A 23978-nucleotide genomic window follows, 5' to 3' on the forward strand; every position below is an offset into this window, starting at 1 on the left:
CAATTTGAAAGTCTTTGGCTGCAAAAATGATTTTTTGTCTGTCACTACGATTATACACTTCGCTGCCGGGACAGCTGTATCATGGAAAAACCTTCATAAATACGGGAAGTCAGTCATATCGGCTACTAAGGGAGATTCGGGCCATTTATCTCTAAATTGTAACTGTACCTATGAAGAATATTGCTCCACACGCTGCCCGTTTTCTGTGATATAGTAGCTTAACCGACACTCATTCCCCATACGGGAAGGAATGCCATTTCAATTGAGGGAAGTGAAAGAAAGCGTATCATGAGTACGAAAAAGAAGTTTAATCAACCCGGATCGAACACAGCTTCAGCAACTGTGTACCCGATCCTATTCGCCATCAGCATTGTGCATCTGCTGAATGATACGATGCAGTCTACAGTGTCCGCCTTGTTCCCGGTACTGAAAGACGAGTTGAGCCTGAGCTACACCCAGATCGGCATGATTGCGCTGGCGATGAACCTGACTTCGTCCATTCTCCAGCCGCTGGTCGGACAGTTCTCCGACCGTCGTCCAACGCCGATGATTTTGCCGCTCGGAGTCTGCTTTACGCTGCTAGGTATCCTGATGCTGGCCCTCGCACCGCATTACGCGCTCATCTTGACAGCGGTCACGGCAATCGGGATCGGCTCAGCGATCTTTCATCCCGAGTCGTCGCGTGTGGCTTATCTGGCAGCCGGTCCGCGCAGGGGGCTTGCCCAATCCATCTTTCAGGTAGGGGGCAACATCGGGAGCTCGCTCGGGCCAATTATAACCGCTGTACTGTTTGTCAAAATCGGCCAGTTCGGTGTCATCTGGTTCAGCTTTGCTGCTCTGGCAGCTATTGCAATTCAAATTTATGTAGCCCGCTGGTACAAGGAACAGCAGCTTGCTCCAAGGCCGTCACGGAGCCCGCGCCAGGCCTCTCAGATGAACCCGGCAAGTGCGCTGACCCGCCGCCAAATATCATGGGCCATTGTCATTCTCGTCTTCCTGGTCATTTCCAAAAACGTCTACATGGCCAGCATGACCAGCTATTACACGTTTTATCTGATTCATGATTACGGTCTGTCGGTCAGCCAGTCGCAATGGTTCCTGTTTGCGTTCCTCGCTGCTGCTGCAGCCGGAACGTTCCTTGGCGGACCGATGGCCGACCGCTTCGGACGGCGCAATATTATCTGGTTCTCGATTTTAGGTACGGCGCCGTTCTCGATCATTTTGCCGTTCACCGATCTGTTCTGGTCTGCGGGAATGGCTATTCTGGCAGGCTTTATCCTGTCCTCAGCCTTCTCGATTATTGTGGTCTATGCGCAAGAGCTGCTGCCCGGCAAAATCGGAATGATCTCCGGCCTTTTCTTCGGACTGGCCTTCGGTGTCGGCGGTCTCGGCTCTGCCGTGCTTGGCACGGTCGCGGACGCCACGAGCATTGCCTTCGTCATGAAGCTGTGCTCCTATCTTCCGCTTCTCGGCCTGCTCGCTGTATGGCTGCCTAAAGACGAACAAGTTCGCGGATACGCCTGAACGGAACTTATAAAAATAGCCTGCATCCCCATGTTGTCATGGGAACGCAGGCTATTTTTTATCTATATAGTTCATATCTGCAATTACATCATTTGTCCGGAGCAAAGGACGGATGATCTTCATGGTGCAAGAGACATACGCCATCCTGCGTCGACCTTACATCCTTCTCCAGCACATCTGCGCCTGCAACCCTCCCGGCATCAGAGGATTCAAGCATTATAGGCTGTTCCTTCACAACCGGTATGGGAGATGATAGCAGGCTTGTTTATGCCGGTTCAATTCCGGATGTCTTGTCCCCTGCCTCTTGCTGCTGATAATAGCGGGCGACCTCCACCAGCATCGCACCCATGCGTTCCAGCTCAGGCGCGACCAGCCGCTCTACCCCGGCTTCCTTTAATGCATCAGCTGTTACCCTGCCGACAGCTGCTGCCAGCACGCGGGAATTAAAGCTGCCTGTGAGCCGGTCAGCATACCCGTGTTCCCGGGCAAATCCATATAAATATCTGACCTGCACAGCCGTTGTAAAACATACAGCGTCGACAGTGCCTTCCACAATTTCCTTGCAGAGCTGCAGCGATATCTCTGCATCCGGCGGAATATGCTTATACGCCAGTATACTTCGGACTGCAGCACCCTGCTGCTCCAGGAAATGAACCAGCTCGGGCATCGGCTCGCCATGCAATTGGAGCATTACGCTTAAGCCTTCAAAACGATATGGCTCCAACGCGCGGAGCAACCCTTGAACAGTACCATCGTCATCTGTAACTTCCGGGACAATCCCCAGCCCTTTAAGCATGGCATACGTTTTGTAGCCTCTTGCCGCTATTCTGGATTGCTTGATTCGTTCCACAATGCTGTCGCGAAAGCCATGCTGCTCAGCCAGATTCAGCATCGCCTCGAGCCCTGTTCCCGTTGTGAACACCATCCAGTCTGTGCTGCTATCCAGCAGCAGGCGAAGATCACGCTCCACCTCGCTCTCCGCCAACTGAAGCAGCCCCTGCTGTGAACGGACGACCGGATAGCCGCCCTGCTTTTCAATCATGACGCCAAGTTCATTTAACTTTCTCGAACCTGCGAGCACAATCCGTTTACCCTCCAAGCCTCTTGCCATCTGTCTAACCCCTTCGTCTCGTAGTATGCCTTGTCCGCTACCTATGTTGACTATCATAAATGAAAATGCGGTTCCCGAAACCATCCGAAGCCGCATTAATTATGACCCGCCAATTTGAACCGTCAGGCTTCTGTGTGTTCAGCCAGACGTTTGAGCTGCAGATTGCGATGCTCTAGAAACCGTCTCATATAGGTTCTTAATACAAGCCTTTCGGCTGCCCAGCCCAGAACGCCAAGCGGCGCTTCAAAATACAGCGTGTCCACCATTCGGGTCTTATTCCCGATTTGCTCGAATTCGTGAATATGGCGAAGGCTCTTGAAAGCCCCCTTCTGCATCTCATCCACAAACATATAAGGCGCATTATACGCTGTAATCTTGGAAGTCAGGCGTTGTCTGACCCCAAAATGTGTTGCTTCAAATGTAACGGTCTCTCCCGGTCCAATCGGGCCTGCGGTGACGCCTTCGACAGCTTGTTCCTTCGTATGCTTCCAGACTGTCTGCGTATGGACGCTGATATCACTCGCAAGCCGAAAGCAGACATCGGCCGGTGCCGCGATATCGATGGTTGTGGTAACGATGACCAGCGTAATCTCCCCCATGCTGCGAAGCCCGTATTCAGTTGGCTTGAACCGCTTCTCTTGTCCTAGCTCTATATCTTAAACGTTATTCCAAATTTCGTAAATGGCTGACGGATAATTCCTGCTGCGGCCTGCAAACAGAAGAAACCGAAGGCCGCCGCGGACCTCCGGTTTTCCCCTTTGGCAAGACTAATCCGAACGGACAGCAAGCCCGATGATCATTACAATTAGCACAAGCAGTTGAATGAGCAATTCTGTACTCATTGCATTCCCTCCCTGCCAGCTGTAATGCTCCTTCGTACCGCTTCTCCTCTCCCGCTGCGAAATTGGTCTCCCGTTACTATAGCTATGATGCCATACGGTGCATTATGCCCTGTCCTTGACAGACATGGACGAAGTCTTGCTGTCACTTATCGTTCTGTGGTACCGGTATTCCAGCGAAATCGGTAATGAAATAGCGCTCTACCAGGTTGTCTTGATTGAATTGAATATTCAAGTAGTAGGTTTTATCATTCTTTTCTATCTTTTTGACTCCAAGAAGATAGACAAATAATGACGCATCGCCCACTTCCTGCGTCGTGGCAGGATCATCAGGGAGGCCAAGCAAATCAATAACTCCATCTTTGCTTCGGCTGTCCAGATCATATTTGGTCAGCATATGATCAACTATATCAATACGCAGATTTGGTGATTCGACCCATTTATTGTAGTCGAATTTGGTATTGCTGAGGTTATAGCCCATAGCTGACAAAGTTGCGAGGCAGAAAATGATTCCAAGCGCAACAAAACTGACGATATGGAATTTTGCTACACGTTTCAACCATTTGTAATAGACAACCACAGCCAGAGCAGCAAGAACCGGAAGCGGGAGAATAGCCAGCAGGATATTGCCTGTCGTAAACGGCAACTTGTAAAACAGAATTCTGGACATAAAAATAGCATAGTAGATAATGAATGGCAGAAAGCAGGCCCGAATCGTCATTAATTTGTAATGCAGATGCATGGATACAGTCCCCCTGTTCTGCATCATTTCCCATGTTAATGGTAGTTTTATACTTTTGGGATCATTATACCATAATTACCCTTGTCGGCTTTCATTACAATTGTGAAAGCTCTATTGCTGCTGTCGGTAGCGGTCCCACAAAAGATCAAGCCATTCCATACTACAACAAACCCAGTGCCGTAACGGTACTGGGTCGTGTTTTTGTTTTATAGAAACTGTATTCGTTTTGCAGAGCTCTCGTATAGGGGGCTTTCAGGAAAATCAATAATAATCGAATAAAAGGCTGTAGAATCTGTCATTCGGGTTGAAACCGTTCGGTGATACTTTGAGATACAACGTTGCACCTGCAGGAACTATAATGTGTGAAAAGAATCTATATTCAAATTCATTAGGAGCCTGAAGTGATTCAAATAATTGTGTCTCATCGTCATTGTTAAATTTAATTTTATATTGAAATTTGTAGTACCCGGTTTTTGGCATAATCATTCGAGCCCAAAACGCCTGATGATTAGTCGTAGTATTTGTCCATTTATACCAATCTACGTCGGAACTATTTGATAAGAAAAACTCAAATCCTTGGGAACGAGGAGTAAGTTGCATAGCAGTATCCTCTGTATCCCCAAACCCAGTTGCTGCAAAAGCTGATTGAGGCAGTAGCAGCATACAAACAACCATAACTGCGATGAGTAGCTTTTTCAGTTTCATATGATCCTCCGATTACGTTTATTTAGACACTGGCCAGTTATCAACTTCGACTCTACCATAAATATCCATAACAATTAATAGGACAAAATTACCTGTTATTTTACATTTCATGTCGAATTCCTCATATCTGTTCAGTTTTTTGGTATCCTGATCAACCTCTCTGTCTCTCAAAATAAAAAGAGACCCGTTAAGGTCTCAATACCAATAAAGTTTAGGTTTCAGAATGAAACCTAATGAAACCTTTCAATTCTCCGCCAATCTCATTTTCCCCTATGAAGGCATATTGATAGACATATACTTGACTACGCCTTCTTCAAAGTAAAGGTAGAAGCGTACATAATCCCCGGACTTGTAGCCCCAGCCTGTCTTCGTCTTCAAATTCGGCTTGCCCAGTTTTTTGAGCACCTCATCTTCGAGTGAGCCGACACCAACGCCGTCCACAGTTTTATATTGACTGCTGGCAAACACCAGTTGGGAATTGAGGGCGATCAGATTATCGGCTCCACCATATTCCCCCATGGTGTCGAGCTTCTCACCCATACTGTCAAAATAACGGTAGGGCTGTACATCGCTATAAGCAGCAAGCCGGGTTTGCCACTCGATATAATCACTGCCATCAATAAGCAAACGACGGAAATCATACATAAAGCTGTCATCGATTTTGGGGCTGTCATCGGCTGAATATTCCACACGCGCCTGCTCCAGCACACGATCCAGCTCAGCCAGCCTGGAGCCCGGTTCCAACAGCCCTTTGACAAGCAACAGTATTTTGTCACTCGCATAATAAAGTCCGCCGCCCAAATCGATCGTATTTTGTTCCGGACTGTATGGAATTGCATATTCCGTACCATCCTCCATCTGCAGCGCCAACGTCACCTTTTCATCCCCTGCATCCTGGTTCAAAGCTATTGCTTTAACAAGGTCCGTCCATGCGAGAGCTTGGATCACCACATACTGGCGTTCCTTCGGAATTTCGATCTTCTCTCCCGTCTGGTCATTATAAACCGATATATCTTTGACATCATCTATTGGCCATACGTCCTTAAGCACGCCAGATGCGGCGTCAATTTTCAACGGAATAAGCTTCTCCTGCTCCTTTGGCTCATTTTCGATTTTCTTTGGCGGATCAACAGGTTCAGGAGGCACATGCCGCACAGTGATTTCTTTCCAATATTCGGATGCCAAGCTGCCAAGCTTGCTATGATAGAGCGTCAATCCGGCAATAATGGCAAAGGCTGCGGCTGCGGCCATCATCCATCTGGTCCGGCGGGCCCGCTGCTTTTGAATGTTTACAGCCCTTAACCGGGATGCCTTCTGTTGAATTTCCTCCATATGATCAGAAGTAAAAGTTCTGCGGTTGACAGGGCTGCCTTTTAGCCGATTATACCATTCTGGTTCAAAGTCATTCATAGGCTGCACCCTCCTTCCAATAAGCGGATACCTTTTTGCGTGCGCGGGCCAGCCGGGACTTCACAGTCCCTTCTGATATACCAAGCACACTGGCCATTTCCTTCATGGACAGCTCATATTTGGCGTGCAAAATCAGCACTTCCCTCAGCTTGAGCGGCAATTTCAGCACGACCCGCCAAATTTCTTCTGTTACCGACTGCTCAAGCACCTCTTTTTCCGCCGATACGCCCACTCCCTGGGATGAAATCCAGCTCGTTAAGGTCACCTTCCGCATAAAAGCGGTCCGCATATAATTAATCGCGATATTGCGTGTAATCGACAGCAGCCAGGTTTTCATACTGGAGGCTCCCCGAAATAAATGTATGGATTGATAAACTTTAATAAAAACATCCTGTGTAATGTCATCCGCCAAATGATGACGCTTCGTTAACAGGAATGCCAGATTCCATATGTCCTGGCCGTAAGCAGACATGAGATACTGCAAGGCTTGTGTATCCATCTGCTCAACATACTTCCAGTCTGAATCATCCAAATATCCTCACCCCCATACATTAGACAACCCAAAAGAAGAACTGGTTCCGTTTCGCTGAAAAATATTTTTCAAATGAAGCAGCCAGCAGAAATGAGCTTATACATGCAAAAAAACGCCAGACGGCGTGGAGGAACATGCCGCATGGCGGGTCAAATTAATTGAAAGGTTAGACTGGCAGGTGCAGCACTTTGTCATGAGGTCATGATCGACCCGTTACTGTCTCTTTCTATACCCATACAAATACAGAGCTGCCGCCATGCCCTGGGCTGGCTAAGAGCAAAACTCTCTACCTGCACCTGATGTCTAGCCAGTGTATGGAGGGTGAAACCAGCCAAGGCTGCATCGGCACCGGCACATGAATGATATGCGGATCATCTCCGAGGGCTCCGCTCAAGTTGTGATGCCCGGATAGCAAGCGCCAGACTGCTGTGTAATCCTGCTGCTCTGACAACCGGATCGTCAAGGTTTTGCCGCCAATAGAAGCCTTCAACTGATTCGGCGTCCCTTCGGCAACGATTGCCCCTTGATTCATAAAAGCGATACGGTCAGCTAATTGATCGGCCTCCTCCAAATATTGTGTGGTCAGCATCACTGTTGTGCCCTGTTGTGTAAGGTTTCGGACAAACTGCCACACCTTCTGACGGCTGCGGGGGGTCTAGTCCGGTATTAGGCTCATCAAGAAAGATTACTTCCGGACATCTTACGATGCTGGCGGCAATATTCAGCCACCGGCGCATACCACCGGAATATTGCCGGATTAGACGGTCTCCGTCCTCTTCTGACAGGCCATCCAGAAGCTGCTCTGCCAGATTACGGGCTTGCTTGCGGGAAAAGCCGTAAAGGCGGGCAACCAGCATTAAATTTTGCCTGCCGGTGAGCCCTTCATCCAGAGCCGCAAACTGGCCTGTGAGGCTGATTCTTTGCCGTACTTCACTGGCGTTGTGAAGCACTTCATAACCGGCTACCCGGGCTGTCCCGCTACCGGGTTGGAGTAAGGTGGAGAGCATATGAACCGTCGTCGTTTTTCCCGCTCCATTTGGTCCAAGCAGTGCATACAGCTCCCCTTTTTTGATCTGCAGATGAATGCCCCGGACAGCCTGATGTTCTTTAAATGATTTGCCAAGGTTTGCTGCTTCGATCGCGTAAGACATGCCGCACCCTTTAATTTATATTTAATCCGGTAAATTTAATCGGATTTAATTTTAAAACAAAGACCTCTTTTTGATCCGATAGGCTCAATCTTCAAGAAATTCTTGTTTATGCTCCTGCACCCACTCCGCAAGTGTCCGGGCGGGATGTCCTGTCACTTGCTGTACGGTAGAGACAACCGTATGGCCAACTTCGGGAGGATTTTTGCCCATCAGAACAAAAAAATCAATATCTCCTTCTTCATAGCCCTCCGCTCTCCACTTTTGCCTCACCTGCTCCTCGGTCAGCTCCTCAAACACAATCTCCTTGCCGATTCCTTCGCTGATGATGCTTACCGCCTCCCGGCGCGAGTGGGATTGCGGGCCGGTCAATGTGTAACTTTGCTTGTCATGTCCATCTTCGAGCAGAGACGTCACGGCTACCGCGGCGATGTCTGCTTCATGGATCCGGGCGCTCGGAGCGTCTCCGAATGCTTCCCGGACCATTCCTTCGGAACGAATCGAACCCCGCCAATCGGCAAGAATATTCGCCATAAACTCCCCTGGCTTGATTAGCGTCCATTCCATCCGGCTCTTCTTGAGTGCTTGTTCTACCTGCCCCTCCTCATAGCCGACCAATATTGAGATACGCTGTACCCCTGCCTGCTCTGCCAGCCCGATTAGTCCGGAGTGCGTATCAAGCGAAGCATTCGGCTCGTCGCTGGAGGTAATCAGGAATATTCCCTTAACTCCTTTCAGCGCACTCTGCAACGTTTCTGGCACATTCAAATCACCGGGCACGACCTCTACCCCATCAGGCAGACCCGCTTTTTCCGGATTCCGGCTTACCGCCCTGACCTGTTCTCCTCTCTCCACCAGTTGTCTAACCACATGCCTTCCTACCGTCCCTGTTGCTCCTGTCACTAATAACGTCATCTTGCATCTCCTCCCTGTTTGTACATCTCTTGCTTACCTTACCTGTACATCTCCTGAATTTGGCTGATGGTCTCCAGAACTTCCCGCTTCAGCTCTGCCGGTGACATAATTGTGACCCTGCTCCCATAGCTCAGCACGACGGATACGGCATACTCTGTGGAGTAAAACACGGTGTGTACATCTACATACCCCTCATGCCCGGTATACGAATCCTTGAACTGCTCTTTCACCCGCTGGCTCACCTGTGCATCAAAGCGAAGATGGACATGCAGACCTGCATTTTCTTCTTCAGCAGGAAGCGTCGAAGCATCCCTTGGCTGAAATTGCTCGTCTGTCAGCTCCAGCGCAGAAAGTCTGGATACCCGGAAGAAACGCCTCGCCTTCCGCATCAGGCAGTATCCCTCCAGATACCATGCCCTGCTCTCCCAGTACAATGCCATTGGCTCTACACGGCGGGCAGTACGGGTGCCGGATGCGCTCGTATAAGAGAAGCTTACTACTCTGTGCCCATTGAGAGCATCAATGAGCGGCCAAATCACGGCCTTCTCCGACGGGGATGTGCTCATGTCGAAAATAAGTTTATTGTGTTTCCCATTCAGCAGCTCTGGCTGCAATCCGGATAGCTTATGCATGAAGGACGCTGCTCTGCCTCCCATCGCTCCATCCATGCCCTCCAAGAGATGATAGATGACGGACAAGTCTTCCACGGAAAAATGCTGTTTCGTCAAGAAAAAGCCGTTCATCAGCTCAAAACCGCCATCTGCACCTGTATAGGAGACAACCGGTATGCCTGCCTGATTAATCAGTTCGATATCCCGGTAAATGGTACGAATGGAGACTTCAAAGCGCGATGCCAGTCCGGCAGCCGTCACCCTTTGCCTTGTCAATAGCTCCATCGTAATCCCGAGCATCCGATCCAGCCTCATCTTCATTCTCCTCCGCTTCTTGTGCTTGCCATCCATCTAAGAAAGATCATAACTTATGAATTCTGACATCTTGTATGTCAGGATTATAAAAACAGCCGGACAAAAAGCTTCCTGAACATAAGGAAACTTGCCGTCCGGCTGTTGCTGTTAAAAGTATGCGCGCAGCGTGTCTGCCGGTTAAAGGGATGCGACAGCCGCTGCGCTTCTAAATATCTATCTAATCTCTCCAACCAGGTTCATGAACCCGGGCAACCCGGAGACGAATTAGCCGATTAAGACAATATCCGTTCATGGCTATCTCGAATCAGCTTTCATAACGTGAGGTATACAGGGCTCATCTTGACTTGTCCGTTTTTTCCTGCTGATCAGCCCTTTATCTTAGATGCTTGCTGCTGTGGCTATAGCTTTCACGGATATCCTGTTACTTGCAAGAAGACAGCGGAAACCGCTTGAATGTATAAATTCCCCCCTCTGCATACGGAATAATTAACATCGCTTTGCAATTCCTAATGATAATTACCCGTTAATTCTATTTTAACCTACTATTAAGAAATTTGCTGTGATTTTTGTCATATCGCCCATTAAGGGCTATGTGCTGCATGATATTTGAATTCCTTGCTGCTTCATCACGACGGCCGCGTCAGCTCATTCGGATGGCTGAGCCGGTACAAGAAGCCGGGATCAATCCCATGCTCCAAAAATTCAAATGCCGGAACCGGCTTATATTGAATAAAGGACAAAAACACTAGAGGAGAGGTCAGCCCATTGTTCAGCAGCTCCGAAGCGACCTTTGCACAGCGCTTGTCATAAATGCCGCACCAGGGCTGCAAACGGTTATTGAGTACCGGGACGACCGCATCATAGCCCTTCAGCTTGTGAAGCATATATTCTGCTGCCTTGCTGTCGAGAAGCGGCAAATCACAGGCAACAGCCCAAATGATCGGATGAGTGGACAGATGCAGTGCTGCATGCAATCCTCCGAGCGGGCCGTTTCCCGCAGCAAAATCGGTAATTAGCCGAACATTGGGATCGAGCACATCCAAAAACGGCTTCGGTGAATCGGTAACTACAATCCGTTCTGTGCAGAGCGGATGCATAGATGAAAGCTGGCGTTCCAGCATCATTTCCCCGTTATAGAACCAAAAAGCATGGCTTGGCCTCCCCGCTGTCCTGGACGCCTGGCTTCCCGCCAAAATGGCTCCTGTTACGTTCATCTCCTTCTCCTCCTCCCTGGTTTTTGCTTTTATTAAACCACCCGGGCAACAGTTTGGCTGTGAGATATCTCACGTTTTTGGATTCTGGTCACCGCGATGTGATATTTATCACACTCAAAAACAATATTTTCCGTATATAATAGTCCTATCAGTATTGGAGGGGGATTCACATGACCGCATATGAATCACAAGTTCAGGATACGGGAATAAGGAATACATCCTGCTTTTCGCCGGATAGCTTGGTGAAGCTGACAGAAATCATGTACGACAAGAGATGGCCTGCCAACAGCTCCCTCTACGAAGAAGGAGATCATGCGGATAAATTGTACTACTTGAAGTCAGGCAGTGTGAAAATAACGAAATCCTCGCCGGATGGCAAGCAGATTATTATGTGCATCCATCAGGAAGGAGATTTGTTCGGGCAAGTTGATCCGTTCCAGCAATCGATGCACGCGTTCCGCGCGGACACGGTGGAGGATACGGTAATCGGAGTGATCCAGCAGCGTGACCTGGAAATTCTGCTCTGGCGCCATGGAGAGCTGGCTGTGGAATTTATGAAATGGATGGGGCTGATGCATCGGGTTACGCAGACGAAATTCCGGGATCTGATGATGTTCGGCAAACCTGGCGCGCTTTGTTCGACGCTGATCCGTCTGTGCAACTCCTATGGTGTACAAAGAGATGACGGCATCTACATTTCCAGCAAGCAGACCCATACCGATCTGGCCGAGATGATTGGAGCAACGCGGGAGAGTGTCAATCGGATGCTGAATGATCTGAAGACGCGCGGCGTCCTGTCCTATGAGCATCAGCATCTGGTCATTCATGATCTCAATTACTTGCGGGATATTTGCCATTGCGAGAATTGTCCCAAGGATATCTGCAGAATGTAGCTTCCACTATACGCTTCATAAGAAATCCCCTTTAGCTTTCCTTCACTGAAAGGAACTAAAGGGGATTTCCGCTATTTGGATCGGGCTGGCAGCTGGGAGGACTGCCAGCCTTCTTATCATTTATCCTGCTTCTATCGGCTTAGACCGGGCCATATGGCTGGTCCGTACCTGCCGGCTTATTGCCTTTCCTCAGCTTGGCAATCGCCTTGTGGACAAACGGGCGGATAAAGTAGTCAATTCCGAAGCGTCCGGCATTCGCACCCCCGGCAATAACGAGGAAGCCAAGCAGCATCAGCCATGGATTTGTCGATACGGTTCCGGCAAACATGAACATGAAGTTCATGAGCAATCCGAAAAATGTCGCTGTGAGCGTCAGCCCTCCAAGGATCAGTCCCAGTCCGACAAGGAGTTCACCAAGCGGGATCAGGAAATTGATCAGTTTCACATTCGGCAGCGCGAAATGCTCGACAAAGGCTGTAAAGGTTGGATAAACCAGCGCCCCCGTTCCCTTCTCCGCCACCGGATTATTGACCGCATTGTTCAAAAATCCGGTCGCATCAAACGGTGTATCTCCTATCAGCTTGTGCCACCCCGGCACGAGCCATTGCCACCCCAGGTAAATCCTCAATAATGCCAGCAGAGCCGAAGCCCCCACATGTTCAGTCCACCATTTTCTAATCATACTGACCTCTCCCCTCACTGCTTCTTCTTTGTTGTGATTTTTGCTACATCTATAGTATGACTTAAATCATAGCTAGTGTATGTGAAAAAAATCACAATAAGGACCTATTTTCGCTCGCATTTCTGTGCATTCGACGGCATTCGGGAAGGGGTCGATCGGGTTCAATGGCAAAATTCCAGAGACGGGTAAATTTTCTGCATCATTGTGCCCAGATTTTATATGGAAATCCTTCCTTCTATCCCGTTATGCTGGTACGGTGTGCCTGCCATGCTGAAGGGTTATCTTGACAGGGTCTGGAACTACGGTTTTGCTTACGGAAAGGACGGCTATGCTGACGAAAGATATCAGTTGCCTGTACAAAAAAAAGGTGGATTTTATCTATTATTATTTCTCAAAAATCTTGCCCGGTGCAATCAGAAGAAGATAGTCAACTTAATTAATGTATGATATAATGCACAAATAAGTAATATAACGTACATAATGGAGGAATTATTTTGCAGTCTATTAACGAAAGAGTGAGCAAAAATCTGCTGCGCATTCGTAAAGACAGGAAACTAAGCCTGGATCAGACAGCCAAACTGACAGGAGTAAGCAAAGCAATGCTTGGGCAAATCGAGAGAGGCGAAACGAATCCAACCGTTACCACCCTGTGGAAGATAGCAAATGGCCTGCATTTATCTTTTTCCTCTTTGTTTAAGGAGGACGCGGCGACGGTTACGATCATATCCAAAAATAATCTTGATGCGATAGCAGAAGGTGGCGGAGGGTATCGGGTATATCCCGTCATTCCGTTTAGTCCCAAGCGCTCATCTGAAGTGTATAAGCTTGAAATTGATCCGGGCTGCACACATTTTTCAGAGCCGCACCATGCCGGTGTTGAGGAGTTTTTAACTGTCGGGCAGGGTACTTTGGACTTGAAGATTGAGAGCGAGGAATATACCATCGGACGGGATGACAGCATTTTGTTTCAAGCGGACCGGCCACATACGTATTATAATCGCGGTACTGAAATGGTAAAATGTGTGCTCATTATTCATTATCCGACTGCATGATACATGTATAACTATCTTTACAGCAAATAGACTGGAGGAGAACATGCACAATCCTGTTCCATTAGATAACGAGGCTGTCCGCAGGGACGACAGCTTTCTTCAAGGCGTTAAAGAATGTATTCCGACACTGCTTGGATATTTGAGCATTGGGATAGCAGTTGGTGTCATTGCCAAAACAGTCGGCTTCAGCATGATGGAGATCTTCCTCATGTCTCTGCTCGTCTATGCAGGCTCGGCCCAATTCATCATTGCCGGCATGATCGCATCCGGAGGATCAATCACCGCTATTATACTAACCGTCTTTATTGTCAATGTCCGGCATGTGCTATTGAGCGCAGCATTGTCCCCCTACTTCAAATGGATGACACCAGCGAAGTCCGTGCTCATCGGCTCCCTGATTACAGACGAGACGTTCGGCGTAGCGATCAATAAAGCTGCGAAGCAAAAACAAATTAGCGAAAGATGGATGCATGGGCTGAATATTACGGCTTACTTGAACTGGATTGCTGCTACCTTGGCAGGAGCATGGCTGGGAGAGTGGATAACGGAGCCTGAAAGATTCGGACTTGACTTTGCGCTTCCCGCCATGTTCATCGGCTTGCTCGTCCTTCAACTGACAAGCCGCAAAAAAATCGTTAAAGACCTGCTTGTCGTTGGCTGCACGGTTCTTGTTCTGCTGGCGGCAAGTTATGTCGTATCAGGCAGCATCGCCGTGATGATCGCTACGATAGCGGCGGCTACAGTGGGGATGGTGATAGAAAAATGGAAGTGAAATGGAATGTGCTGCTGGCCATACTAGGCTCATCCCTGGTAACCTTTTTACCGCGCGTGCTGCCCCTCCTTGTATTCAGCAGAGTGAACATACCGGATTGGGCCATGCGCTGGTTGAATTATGTGCCTGTAGCCGTGATGTCGGCATTAGTTGCACAAGAATTATTTTTGTCCGATGACAACCTGGCACTACGGAGCAATTATTTAGAAATCATCGCTTCTGTTCCTACAATCTTGGTAGCGCTGCTCACAAGAAGCTTGCTTGGGACTGTAATTGTGGGCATGATTACGATTATGCTGCTGAGATTATATATGTAGACACTGCACATTTATGCACTAGAAGAGAGCTGACACACAGCTCTCTTCTTTAATCATGCTATTTCATTGTTATTTCCCTAAATGCTGCTTTCACGGACTGTTGCTCATTATGGGAGGTAACAGCCAACCCTAAGTAGACCGTTTGCGCTATTTCCATTTCATGACTCGAGTATTGTTTCCATGTCTCGCCATCTGTGCTGGAATAACTATGAAAGATATTTCCGGACCTTTTTAGTCTTAACCAGGTGTTTGGATAATGAATTGGAAATTCTGCGTGCTCTGAGCTATAATCATCCGGATATATGGCAAACGATTCCTCCCCCATCTTTTCCCGATACTGAAATTCATAACCGCCGTTATTTTTATTCCGGGGGCTATTGTCAGGGAAAACCATGAAGAATACATGCTCACTATCGGCAAGTAAAGATTTGCGGGCCATAATACCTGCTTTCGTATAAAGATCAGCCATACTAAGGGATTCTAATCTGACGGCTATATCAAAATCATCATGAACCGTTACATAACAAAAATGAAACTGATCTTCAGTCCCCCAGATATCTGCCCCTCCTGCAATGATATCGTACCCTTCATCAGTCTTTTCAATAGAACCTTCCAAAGCAACGTTACCAATATCTTGGCTTAAAAAGCTTACTTGACCCATATATACCCCCGTTAACTGCTACGTATTTTTATTTATGGCAATTTTCTGCCTCTTGAACTTACATAGAGTGAATACCACTCTTCTCTTGTCAGCGTCAGCTTCATCGCCTCACCACTTTTTTGAATACGGTCCGGCCGGATCGTACCCAAAATCGGTTGAATACTTGCAGGGTGTCTCATCAGCCATGCTAATAGAATGGCTTCTGCCGATGTCTGCTTTTGCTCGGCCATCTCCTGAACCAGCCGTGCCGTTTCTCGTACAGATTCGGACTCACCATCTATATTTCTTCCCGAAAACAGCCCTTGTGCCAAAGAAGCCCATGCTTGTATTTGGATATTTTCAAGACGACAGTAATCCAGGGTATCTTCCGGGAAATGAGCATGCATGCGTTCATGATGGTTGACAAGCACCCCTGTTTCTAACCAGTCAAGTTTAGCCAGACTCATCTCCAATTGGTTGATAATAAAAGGTTCATTAGAATAAGACTGAAGCAATTTGATCTGTGCTGCGTTCATGTTCGAAACACCGAAGTGGCGAACCTTGCCGGACTCTTTTAATTCACGGATGACTTCGGCAACTTCTTCCGGCTCCATCAGCGGGTCCGGGCGATGCAGCAGCAAGAAATCAATACATTCTACACCAAGTCTTTTTAAGATTCCATCAACACTGTTGGAAATATAATCAGAGGAAAAATCATATCTTCCCGGCCTTCCGGGACCTTCCTCAAAACGAATACCGCATTTCGATTGAATGAATATGCTTTCTCTAAGATCTTTGCGTTCCTTTAAAATTTGGCCGAATACGATTTCTGCCTTCCCGAAAGTATAAATATCCGCATGATCAAAAAAATTGATCCCGATTGATAATGCTGCATCAACTGCCTCATGGGCTTGTTTGATATCACTTGCTGTGATCGGGTTCTGATTCCAGCCTCCCCCAAATCCCATACATCCCATAATCATACGGCTTGCGGCTATCCCGCGTTTTTCTAATTGTAAAGGTTTCATTTGACCCTCCAAAATTTGAGTTTTTTTATTGGCTCAAAATCGAAATCAGTGGTTGACACGGAACGCTGAAGCAACGCTTCGAGAAAGAGGGGACTTCCGATCGCTGTTGTTCGCAAATTTCCTGTATTCCTCCCTGTACGTGGTTGAAATCTGCGAACAAAGGCGAACGCTTCGCTTCTTCAGTCTCCCTCTTTCTCTCCGCTCCAGCTGCTTACAGTGGTCAACCACTGATTCTTAAATTGAGCCTTTTCATTCTTGCAACAACTCTTGTTTACTTGACTGCTCCTGCCGCAATCCCTTTAATAATATATTTCTGTGCAATAGAATAGAAAATAATAATAGGCACAATAGTTAACGTTAAGCCGGCCATCGCTTGATTCCAAACAATTGTAAACTCCCCGAAGAAATAAAAAGTGGATAACTGAATCGTACGCAAGCCTTTTTCAGATAACACGAGTGAAGGCAGCAAGTAATCATTCCATGAGGCAATTACATCGAGAATCGCGACGGTTACACTAATGCTTTTCAGCAAAGGAAAAATAATTCTCCAAAATACGCCGAATGTATTGCAGCCATCAAGAACAGCTGCTTCCTCCAATGCGACAGGGATTGACTTAATGAACCCGTGATACAGGAATACCGCTATACCCGCATGGAAACCAATATTCATGAATATTAATCCCCCATGTGTATTCAGCATTGGCAAATGTAAATAGGTACGTATCCAATCCATCACTTGCATAAGCGGCATCATTAAGGTTTGGAACGGAATGAGCATGGTTGCTACAAACAGGAAAAAAATAATTTTACTCCAGACATTATCGCGACGTACGAGCATCCATGCCATCATAGAAGCAAGCACGATGACAAAAATAACCGTCGCAGTTGTTACATACAGTGAATTTCCAAGCGCAACAAAGAAATTCATTTTCTTGATCGCTGCTGTATAATATTCAAAGCTGAAGCTGCCTGGCAAAGAGAGAACATTCTCATATAATTCAGCACGCGTTTTGAACGAATTCACAATCATGATGTAAATGGGTGACAGAAACAATAACGAGATCATAACGATTAACAAAGAGATGATACCATTTTTAGCATTATTCATTACATCTGTACCTCTCTTCGCTTGGTAATGACCACTTGAGTAATGGTCACAAGGGCAATAATAACGAAGAACAAAATGGCTTTCGCCTGGCCGAGCCCATAATTCCCGTAACCGAATATTTCATTAAACACATTCATAGCAAACAATTCCGTATGATGAATTGGACCGCCATTTGTTAAGGACAAATTGACATCATAAATTTTGAAGGCACCCGACAACGTTAAAAATAAGCAAATGGTGAACGATGGCATTAGTAACGGAAATACGATTTTGGTCATGCGATGCCATATATTTGCTCCATCTACTTTAGCTGCCTCCATGACTTCTTCAGAAATCCCTTGAATCCCGGCAATATAGATCACCATCGTATAGCCGGCCATCTGCCAAGTAAAGACAACAACCAGTGCAATTAAGGCAAAGTTTGGATCAATTAGCCAGTTAAAGAAAATGGAGTCTCCTCCCGTTATTTCTCCGATTTGTTTAAATCCATCCGTAAAAATAAATCGCCAGATGTATCCCAGAATCAAGCCGCCTATAAGGTTTGGCATAAATAATAGTGTTCGAACGAGATTACTTGTTTTAAACCCGGAAGTAACAATCAAAGCAAATACCAAACCAAGCAAGTTAACGCTGAATAGTGCAAATAGAGTAAATTTTATTGTATTCCACGCAGATGCAAGAAAACGTTTATCCTGCAACAGCGCAGTATAATTGTCAAAACCAACAAATACTTTGGGGTTGCTGGAAATGCCATCCCAATTCACAAAAGAATAGTAAATTCCGATCAGGAACGGAACAAGAACAACAATACAAAAGATCAAAAATAGTGGCATAGTGAATATAAAATACCATATTTTTTTATTTGGCATATGAAACTCCCTTTATCAAGTTCTACTTAGAAGTGAGAAGGAAAGCCTAACATTTTAAAAAAAGTTAGGCCTTCGACAATTTCGCATTACTTGGCAGCTTTCGCCCAAACATCCCGCAGCTTGTCAAGAAATTGGTCTGGTGTCATTGAAGGATTAAGAAAAAATTCAGAAGCTAGCGGAGCAAGATCGTTAATGATGATTCCTTGCGGGAAATAATTCAAAGCCCGCGGAAGCGTCTTGCCCGATTGGGTTGCATCATAAACTTCCTGTGATAACGGATCTAAGCCGGTTGGTTCAATCGTTGTAACCGCTGGAATAAAACCAAAATCTTTAAGAATTGCATTTTTTCCTGTTTCACTGGTGTACAACCATTCGAAGAAAGCATTGGCTGCTGCAATTTTCTCGGGAGATGCTTGTTTATTGATAACCCAACCGGACGGGATACCGACTTCCAGCTTGTCGTTGCCCGCGATCGGAAGCGGTGCCATGCCGATATTGAGATCGCCATAATCAGCAAGCATGCTGTAACTCCAGTTGCCCTGGTGGACAATGGCTGTTTTGCCCATTGCCAGATCGCCCATTTGTTTATCATAGGTTACTTCAACCGGATTAACAGTGTAAGCACGAATCGCTTCCATCACTTTGGCGAAATCCCGGAATTCAGGCACTTCCTTTAAGTCTACTTCACCTTTATTTACTTGCTTAATGAAAGCTATAGGATCGGCCTGCATGGCAAATGGAGTATTAATAATATGACCAATCAGGAAGTATGCGGTTTGGGACAGACTCAAACCATTAATACCGTCAGCTTTGAACTTTTCAAGAGCTTTAACAAATGACGCTGTGTCAGTCACAGTTGAGGGATCATATAAATCTTTATTGTATACAAGGCCAAAGCCTTCGATTCCAATTGGAACCCCTACAACTTTACCTTCTATTTCCAAAGCCATATTGGGCACAATGTACTTGGCATAAGGCTCATTCGTCATATCATAGAAATAGGATGCAAACTTTTCCGCTTCAATACCTTGTTGGACAGAAAAAATTGTCGGACCTTCATTTGCTGCCAGCTTGGTTTGCAGTTGTGTAATATAGGAGTCGCCTGCCGAACCCCACACCTCAACTTCATTTCCTGTTTCTTGTTTATACTTGGAGGCTAAATTCTCAAGTGACTCGGCTATTTCAACTTTACTTTGAAATAAAGAAATTTTAGCCAGCTGCTTGGCTTTCGTACCACCATTATTTGTTCCTTCATTTGAATTGCTGCCTGTATTGTTGCCACATGCTGAAATGATGAAAAGCACAGCAGTTAGTAGTGCAAGAAACCATCTATTTTTCAATTTTGCAACCCCCTATTGTGATTATTAATTTCGTTTACAGGTTTATTATATCTATAATCAGATACCGCTTACAGGTACTGTATTCGCCTATATGAGTAATTTTTGAATCTATATAAGTTGAACGAATGAATGTCGCGTAGGGCCGCCGTATGAAAGGTTCTTCCGATCGCTGTTGTTCCCGGATTTCTTGAATGAACGACAGGTAAGGCGGAAATCCGGGAACAAAGGCGAACGCTTCGCTTCTCCAGAATCCTTTCACACTCCGGCTATCCGACCTCCGTTTCTTTTGTTCAACTTATATAGGTTCTTATTATATTGAAAAAAATAAAACACATTCAATTCCAAAAAGCTGCATTCATATCTCAGACAGCAGTAGTTTGGTTCTATATTGAATGTGTTTGGATTATATATTTTTTTATTTCTTCCGATAGCCGCTAGGTGTAAAAGCCGTATGCTTTTTAAATACTTTACTAAAATAATTCAATTCTTCAAAGCCGCTTTCAATCGCAACCTCTTGAATAGACAACTTCGTATGATCAAGCAATGAGCATGCTTTTTCTATTCTTATCCGGGTCAAATAATTCATTATTGTGGTGCCATATTCTTCTTTGAACTTCTTCGCCAAATATTGCGGTGAAAAATGGAACAACTCTGCCAGACCCGCTAATGTAATTTCTTCCTTCATATGATCCATAATATAATTTCTTACCGTAGCAACGGATAAAGCAGGACTTATTTCCAGCCTCCCGTAGTCGATTGATTCCAGCATGTCACTGAAAATTTGTTTCAGCTTTGAGGACCATTCATCCAGATTGGATATCCATAGGGGCATCGTCTCATGAAAGCTGCTGCTTTTGAGTTGAAGATAAACCCGTACCAGCAACAGATTAATTTCCATCGTATAGTGCTGGAGCTCTCTTAGGCTTACAGCCTCAAGCGCAGCCAGTTCCATTTCGAAAGACTCGACCAACCCATGAAGATACAGCTTATTTTTTGTGAGAACTGCTTCTAAAATGACACGCTCCTTGTCTGTAAAAAAGTGCACAACTGCTGGCTTGCAGCCGCTCTTCATATGACCAAAAACATTACAGTTAAGAATCATCGATTTTTCCTCAATCAAGGCCACTTGAAGCTTGCCGGCGGTCAGTCTCATTTTATAAAAACCAGAAAATGAAGATAATCGCAACGTTTTTTTCCATGCTTTCTGTAATTCATTCACAGCCATCTCGATATCAGCAAGCAAATAATCAGAGGTTAAAAATACAATCATAAATTCTTCATGCTGAAGGGCATACCAGTTGCCAAGCGGTTCAACCAGGTCTTTAACAATATTTTTCATCGAATAATTAAGCAACTGCTCATCGCGGGCATAATATTGCTTTACGACAGCGTCTTTATTTCTCGGCAAAAAAGTAACGACATAAAAGCTGTCAGGGTTGATGCCAAGAGCAGCAAGAAAAGCATCCAACTCTTCCTTAGAAACCTGTTCTTCTTCTATTAAACGGGAAAAACGTTGCTCCATTACAAGATGATTGACTTCATTCAAGCGAAAATTAGTGCTGCGCTCCTTCAGGCTGACTTCCTGTTCTTTTTTTATTTGATCACATGCTTTTTGAACTGCTTTGTCCAGATCACTTATTTTAAATGGTTTGAGCAAGTAATCCACACCGTTAGCAATCAGAGTCGCCCTGGTGTAACTGAACTGCTGATAACCGCTCAGCACAATAACTTTGGATGTCCACCCTTCCTCCCGAAGCTTCTCCAAAAACTCTGTGCCGTCCATAATATGCATGTTCATATCGCAAATGATCAACTCCGGGTTGTATTCACGTACGATTTCCAATGCCTCCAACCCGTTCTCGGCCATTAATATTTGATTGATTTTATAATTTTGCCATTCAATTGAAAGCTCAATCCCTTCACGTACATGCTCCTCATCATCCACGATTAGTAATTTCATCTTCTTTTGCCTCCCCTGATGCTCCAACCGGCAATGATAATGCCACGATCGTTTGACTATAAGGCTTGCTTGAAATCGACCAATTAAATCCGTTGCCATAATAAAGCATAAATCGCTTTAACACATTGGACAAGCCAATTCCCCTTTTCTCTGTTCCGACAACGTGCTCAATGTAACCAGCCTTGACCTGTTCAATTTGTTGATTTGTAAAGCCTTTTCCATTATCGATGACTTCAATTAACATGGAATGCTTCGTCAAAACAACGCTTACAATAATATGAATTTGACCATTTCCACGTTCCAGGCCATGTATAATACTATTTTCAACAAGCGGCTGCAAAGTCATTTTAGGGATGGAAATATATTTCGCCTCATTTGGATACTCCAAATCGAATTGAAGCTTGCTCTTATAGCGTCCCTGCTGGAGTACCATGTAATGCTGTAAATGTTCAATTTCTTCTTCCAGCGAAACATCCTCGTTCTCAATATCCATGGTGTAACGGAACAAAGCTGCAAATTCGGCAAGTCTGTCACTAACGTCACGGGCTTTGGATTTAATTGCTAACGTTCCAATGGATTGCAGCGTGTTATAGAAGAAATGGGGATTGATTTGAGCTTGCAGCATTTTCAAACGGGCTTGCGATAACTCAAGCTGGTGACGGTATTGCTTGTTCCATAGTTCATCCAGTTCACCGGCCATTTCATGCAATTTCATTTCCAGCAAATCCAGCTCATCCGGTGTTGTTTGTACCGGTTTTTGCTTCAAGTGAAAATTGCCCATTTGCAATTTCTTGATGTGTCCCAACATGATTTTAATTCTGCGCAGCATGTAATAAGAAATAAATGCCGCCAAGACAGAAACAAAAATAATTGAAATAGCTTGAATGAATACCGTTTTCCCTAGTGCAGAAGTACGTGCCTGATTAATTAGTGATTGGGGAATAAATTTGACCATTGTAACGATCAAGCCATTTTCATCTGTTTGATTAAAATAGACATAACTGCCTTTAGCCGTTTGCAGTTCCCCTTGATCTGCAGGTGATTGTGATGTATGCAGCCTTTGATTAAGTTCTGCCTTCCATGGTTCTCCGGTTTTTAAAGAGGGCTCAAATGTCAACTCCATCTCATCTGCGGTTGTATAGAGTAAATCCAAATGATTTCCGATAAAAAGGTACACAGGCCCTTGCTCACTTGTCGCTAAGGAAGCAAGAATATTGCGGATTTGTAACGGTTTAACATCAAAAGTCGTCAAACCGATTATTTCCCGGGTATAAACATCTATGAATGGCTTATTGATACGCAATCTTGGTTCTTTGTTATGATGTGTAACTTGAAAGGTTTGTTCCAGTTCTGTGTGTCCATGCGACAACTCCTGATTTTTAAAATCAGGAATTTGAACAATAGAATTATAATGATTACGAATATTAAACTGCTTGTTTGTTAGTGCGCTTTTGTAAGAAACCGCACCTATCTCACTATATTTCGCATAAATGTTCCCAAGTCTTTGCTCAATATAGATGCTTTCAGCAGGCGTTTGGGGATCTTTTTCTGACAATAACCGGACAAGAGCCGGATCCGAAAAGTAGGTCAGACCGAGCAGTGACAATTCATGCAGATAAGACTGCAAGGATGACATCGTAATGGACATTGAATTTTGATTAAGCTCAACAAGCTGGCGTTTGATGGCGTTGCCCGTAATCTGATAAGACAAATAGTTAGAAATAATGAACGGAACGCTTGTTGCTATGATTAAGCTGATAATAACTTTTGTTATAATACTCCCTTTGATAAGTCTCATGTTGGCATCCCCCACTCATTTCCTTGTACATTGTAGCACAGGGATAGACGAAATAGTAAGTTGGTTATATGCAGCGGCGTCTCCTCGGACCGCTTTTGGACAAGAGTGCCTGTCCCGTCAGCTATATAAATAATGGTATGAAAACACGATGTACGGGTAAGACGCTCTGTCTGGCCCAGAGCATGAATATCCAACAATGCGATACCAGTGGTAAAGAAGTGATGACTGAATAAGCTTCATATTTGCAGCATGCGCTCCCCTATTTAAATGAGAATAATTATCAATTAAAGAGTCTGTTAGTTCCCTTGGAATATCGAAAACAATTTGAATGGGTAAAGTGTTCATCCAATGGCCAGTTTTCAGATATTTGACTCTCATACAGACATGAGATATATTTATGTTATAACTTATTAAATTAATTAAAATAACTAATAAAAAATATGATAGATAATT

The 23978-nt window shown here is 45.4% G+C and carries 25 protein-coding genes and 1 pseudogene; 6 read left to right on the plus strand and 20 right to left on the minus strand.

Annotated features, from left to right (window positions below; all coding sequences use genetic code 11):
- The first annotated feature begins 288 nt into the window (after nucleotides 1-288).
- Nucleotides 289-1524: an MFS transporter gene (locus tag H583_RS0125610; protein ID WP_028562976.1), complete on the plus strand. Its 1236-nt coding sequence runs from the start codon at nucleotides 289-291 to the stop codon at nucleotides 1522-1524.
- An 88-nt stretch (nucleotides 1525-1612) separates the two neighbouring features.
- Here the strand turns inward: H583_RS0125610 and H583_RS36840 are convergent, their stop codons facing one another.
- From H583_RS36840 to mobA, 12 genes are all read right to left on the minus strand, one after another.
- On the minus strand, nucleotides 1613-1741 hold the full coding sequence (locus H583_RS36840; protein ID WP_154665989.1) for a glycerophosphodiester phosphodiesterase family protein: 129 nt from the start codon (nucleotides 1739-1741) through the stop codon (nucleotides 1613-1615).
- Nucleotides 1742-1789: 48 nt separating this feature from the next.
- Nucleotides 1790-2635 (minus strand): uroporphyrinogen-III synthase, encoded by an 846-nt coding sequence (locus tag H583_RS0125620; RefSeq protein WP_028562977.1) that lies wholly within the window; start codon nucleotides 2633-2635, stop codon nucleotides 1790-1792.
- A gap of 122 nt (nucleotides 2636-2757) precedes the next feature.
- Nucleotides 2758-3234, minus strand: coding sequence for an SRPBCC family protein (locus tag H583_RS0125625; protein WP_245586002.1), 477 nt, complete (start codon nucleotides 3232-3234; stop codon nucleotides 2758-2760).
- Nucleotides 3235-3619: 385 nt separating this feature from the next.
- The gene (locus tag H583_RS0125630) at nucleotides 3620-4216 is read right to left on the minus strand and encodes a hypothetical protein (protein ID WP_028562979.1); all 597 of its coding nucleotides are present in this window, start codon (nucleotides 4214-4216) and stop codon (nucleotides 3620-3622) included.
- 261 nt (nucleotides 4217-4477) lie between these two features.
- Entirely contained in the window at nucleotides 4478-4921 is a 444-nt protein-coding gene (locus H583_RS34315) for a hypothetical protein (protein WP_036710977.1), read from the minus strand.
- A gap of 270 nt (nucleotides 4922-5191) precedes the next feature.
- On the minus strand, nucleotides 5192-6331 hold the full coding sequence (locus H583_RS0125640) for a hypothetical protein (RefSeq protein WP_028562980.1): 1140 nt from the start codon (nucleotides 6329-6331) through the stop codon (nucleotides 5192-5194).
- Nucleotides 6324-6830 carry an RNA polymerase sigma factor gene (locus H583_RS0125645; RefSeq protein ID WP_036711123.1) on the minus strand — a complete coding sequence of 169 codons (507 nt, stop codon included), beginning with the start codon at nucleotides 6828-6830 and terminating at the stop codon, nucleotides 6324-6326. Before H583_RS0125645 ends, H583_RS0125640 begins: the two co-directional genes overlap by 8 nt.
- Before the next feature lie 319 nt (nucleotides 6831-7149).
- Nucleotides 7150-7452 carry a hypothetical protein gene (locus tag H583_RS37700; protein ID WP_245586003.1) on the minus strand — a complete coding sequence of 101 codons (303 nt, stop codon included), beginning with the start codon at nucleotides 7450-7452 and terminating at the stop codon, nucleotides 7150-7152.
- Nucleotides 7409-8014 carry an ATP-binding cassette domain-containing protein gene (locus tag H583_RS37705; RefSeq protein ID WP_245586004.1) on the minus strand — a complete coding sequence of 202 codons (606 nt, stop codon included), beginning with the start codon at nucleotides 8012-8014 and terminating at the stop codon, nucleotides 7409-7411. Before H583_RS37705 ends, H583_RS37700 begins: the two co-directional genes overlap by 44 nt.
- A gap of 84 nt (nucleotides 8015-8098) precedes the next feature.
- Nucleotides 8099-8926, minus strand: a complete 828-nt coding sequence (locus H583_RS0125655; RefSeq protein WP_028562982.1) for an NAD(P)H-binding protein — start codon at nucleotides 8924-8926, stop codon at nucleotides 8099-8101.
- Nucleotides 8927-8964: 38 nt separating this feature from the next.
- Nucleotides 8965-9852 (minus strand): helix-turn-helix transcriptional regulator, encoded by an 888-nt coding sequence (locus H583_RS0125660; protein WP_028562983.1) that lies wholly within the window; start codon nucleotides 9850-9852, stop codon nucleotides 8965-8967.
- 626 nt (nucleotides 9853-10478) lie between these two features.
- Complete coding sequence (gene mobA, locus H583_RS34325) at nucleotides 10479-11066, minus strand: molybdenum cofactor guanylyltransferase (protein ID WP_051236997.1); 588 nt, start codon at nucleotides 11064-11066, stop codon at nucleotides 10479-10481.
- A 170-nt stretch (nucleotides 11067-11236) separates the two neighbouring features.
- Between mobA and H583_RS0125670 the strand changes: the two genes are divergently transcribed.
- A complete protein-coding gene (locus tag H583_RS0125670; protein WP_028562984.1) occupies nucleotides 11237-11959 on the plus strand; it encodes a Crp/Fnr family transcriptional regulator in 723 nt (240 codons plus the stop codon).
- A gap of 139 nt (nucleotides 11960-12098) precedes the next feature.
- Here H583_RS0125670 and H583_RS0125675 read toward each other — a convergent pair whose 3' ends face one another.
- On the minus strand, nucleotides 12099-12641 hold the full coding sequence (locus tag H583_RS0125675) for a DoxX family membrane protein (RefSeq protein ID WP_051237000.1): 543 nt from the start codon (nucleotides 12639-12641) through the stop codon (nucleotides 12099-12101).
- A 240-nt stretch (nucleotides 12642-12881) separates the two neighbouring features.
- On the opposite strand from H583_RS0125675, the pseudogene H583_RS37710 reads away from it, so the two are divergent.
- The 4 genes and pseudogenes from H583_RS37710 to H583_RS0125695 form a co-directional block, all read left to right on the plus strand.
- Nucleotides 12882-12959: pseudogene (locus H583_RS37710) on the plus strand (NAD(P)H-dependent oxidoreductase); the annotation flags it as partial.
- Between the two features lie 176 nt (nucleotides 12960-13135).
- The gene (locus tag H583_RS0125685) at nucleotides 13136-13693 is read left to right on the plus strand and encodes a helix-turn-helix domain-containing protein (protein ID WP_028562987.1); all 558 of its coding nucleotides are present in this window, start codon (nucleotides 13136-13138) and stop codon (nucleotides 13691-13693) included.
- A 43-nt stretch (nucleotides 13694-13736) separates the two neighbouring features.
- Nucleotides 13737-14465, plus strand: a complete 729-nt coding sequence (locus H583_RS0125690) for an AzlC family ABC transporter permease (RefSeq protein ID WP_028562988.1) — start codon at nucleotides 13737-13739, stop codon at nucleotides 14463-14465.
- Nucleotides 14456-14782 (plus strand): AzlD domain-containing protein, encoded by a 327-nt coding sequence (locus H583_RS0125695; protein ID WP_028562989.1) that lies wholly within the window; start codon nucleotides 14456-14458, stop codon nucleotides 14780-14782. Before H583_RS0125690 ends, H583_RS0125695 begins: the two co-directional genes overlap by 10 nt.
- Nucleotides 14783-14840: 58 nt before the next feature.
- On the opposite strand, the gene H583_RS0125700 is transcribed toward H583_RS0125695, so the two are convergent.
- From H583_RS0125700 to H583_RS0125730, 7 genes are all read right to left on the minus strand, one after another.
- A complete protein-coding gene (locus H583_RS0125700) occupies nucleotides 14841-15443 on the minus strand; it encodes a DUF1349 domain-containing protein (protein WP_028562990.1) in 603 nt (200 codons plus the stop codon).
- A gap of 32 nt (nucleotides 15444-15475) precedes the next feature.
- A complete protein-coding gene (locus H583_RS0125705) occupies nucleotides 15476-16450 on the minus strand; it encodes an aldo/keto reductase (RefSeq protein ID WP_028562991.1) in 975 nt (324 codons plus the stop codon).
- 271 nt (nucleotides 16451-16721) lie between these two features.
- Entirely contained in the window at nucleotides 16722-17558 is an 837-nt protein-coding gene (locus H583_RS0125710; RefSeq protein ID WP_028562992.1) for a carbohydrate ABC transporter permease, read from the minus strand.
- Nucleotides 17558-18427 (minus strand): carbohydrate ABC transporter permease, encoded by an 870-nt coding sequence (locus tag H583_RS0125715; RefSeq protein WP_028562993.1) that lies wholly within the window; start codon nucleotides 18425-18427, stop codon nucleotides 17558-17560. The genes H583_RS0125710 and H583_RS0125715 overlap by 1 nt, the downstream gene beginning before the upstream one ends.
- Nucleotides 18428-18513: 86 nt before the next feature.
- Nucleotides 18514-19767 carry an ABC transporter substrate-binding protein gene (locus tag H583_RS0125720; protein WP_028562994.1) on the minus strand — a complete coding sequence of 418 codons (1254 nt, stop codon included), beginning with the start codon at nucleotides 19765-19767 and terminating at the stop codon, nucleotides 18514-18516.
- A gap of 415 nt (nucleotides 19768-20182) precedes the next feature.
- Nucleotides 20183-21727 carry a response regulator gene (locus H583_RS0125725; protein WP_028562995.1) on the minus strand — a complete coding sequence of 515 codons (1545 nt, stop codon included), beginning with the start codon at nucleotides 21725-21727 and terminating at the stop codon, nucleotides 20183-20185.
- Nucleotides 21705-23525 (minus strand): sensor histidine kinase, encoded by a 1821-nt coding sequence (locus H583_RS0125730; protein ID WP_028562996.1) that lies wholly within the window; start codon nucleotides 23523-23525, stop codon nucleotides 21705-21707. Before H583_RS0125730 ends, H583_RS0125725 begins: the two co-directional genes overlap by 23 nt.
- Nucleotides 23526-23978 lie beyond the last annotated feature (453 nt).

The organism is Paenibacillus pinihumi DSM 23905 = JCM 16419 (assembly GCF_000422505.1).
Lineage (GTDB): Bacteria > Bacillota > Bacilli > Paenibacillales > Paenibacillaceae > Paenibacillus_D > Paenibacillus_D pinihumi.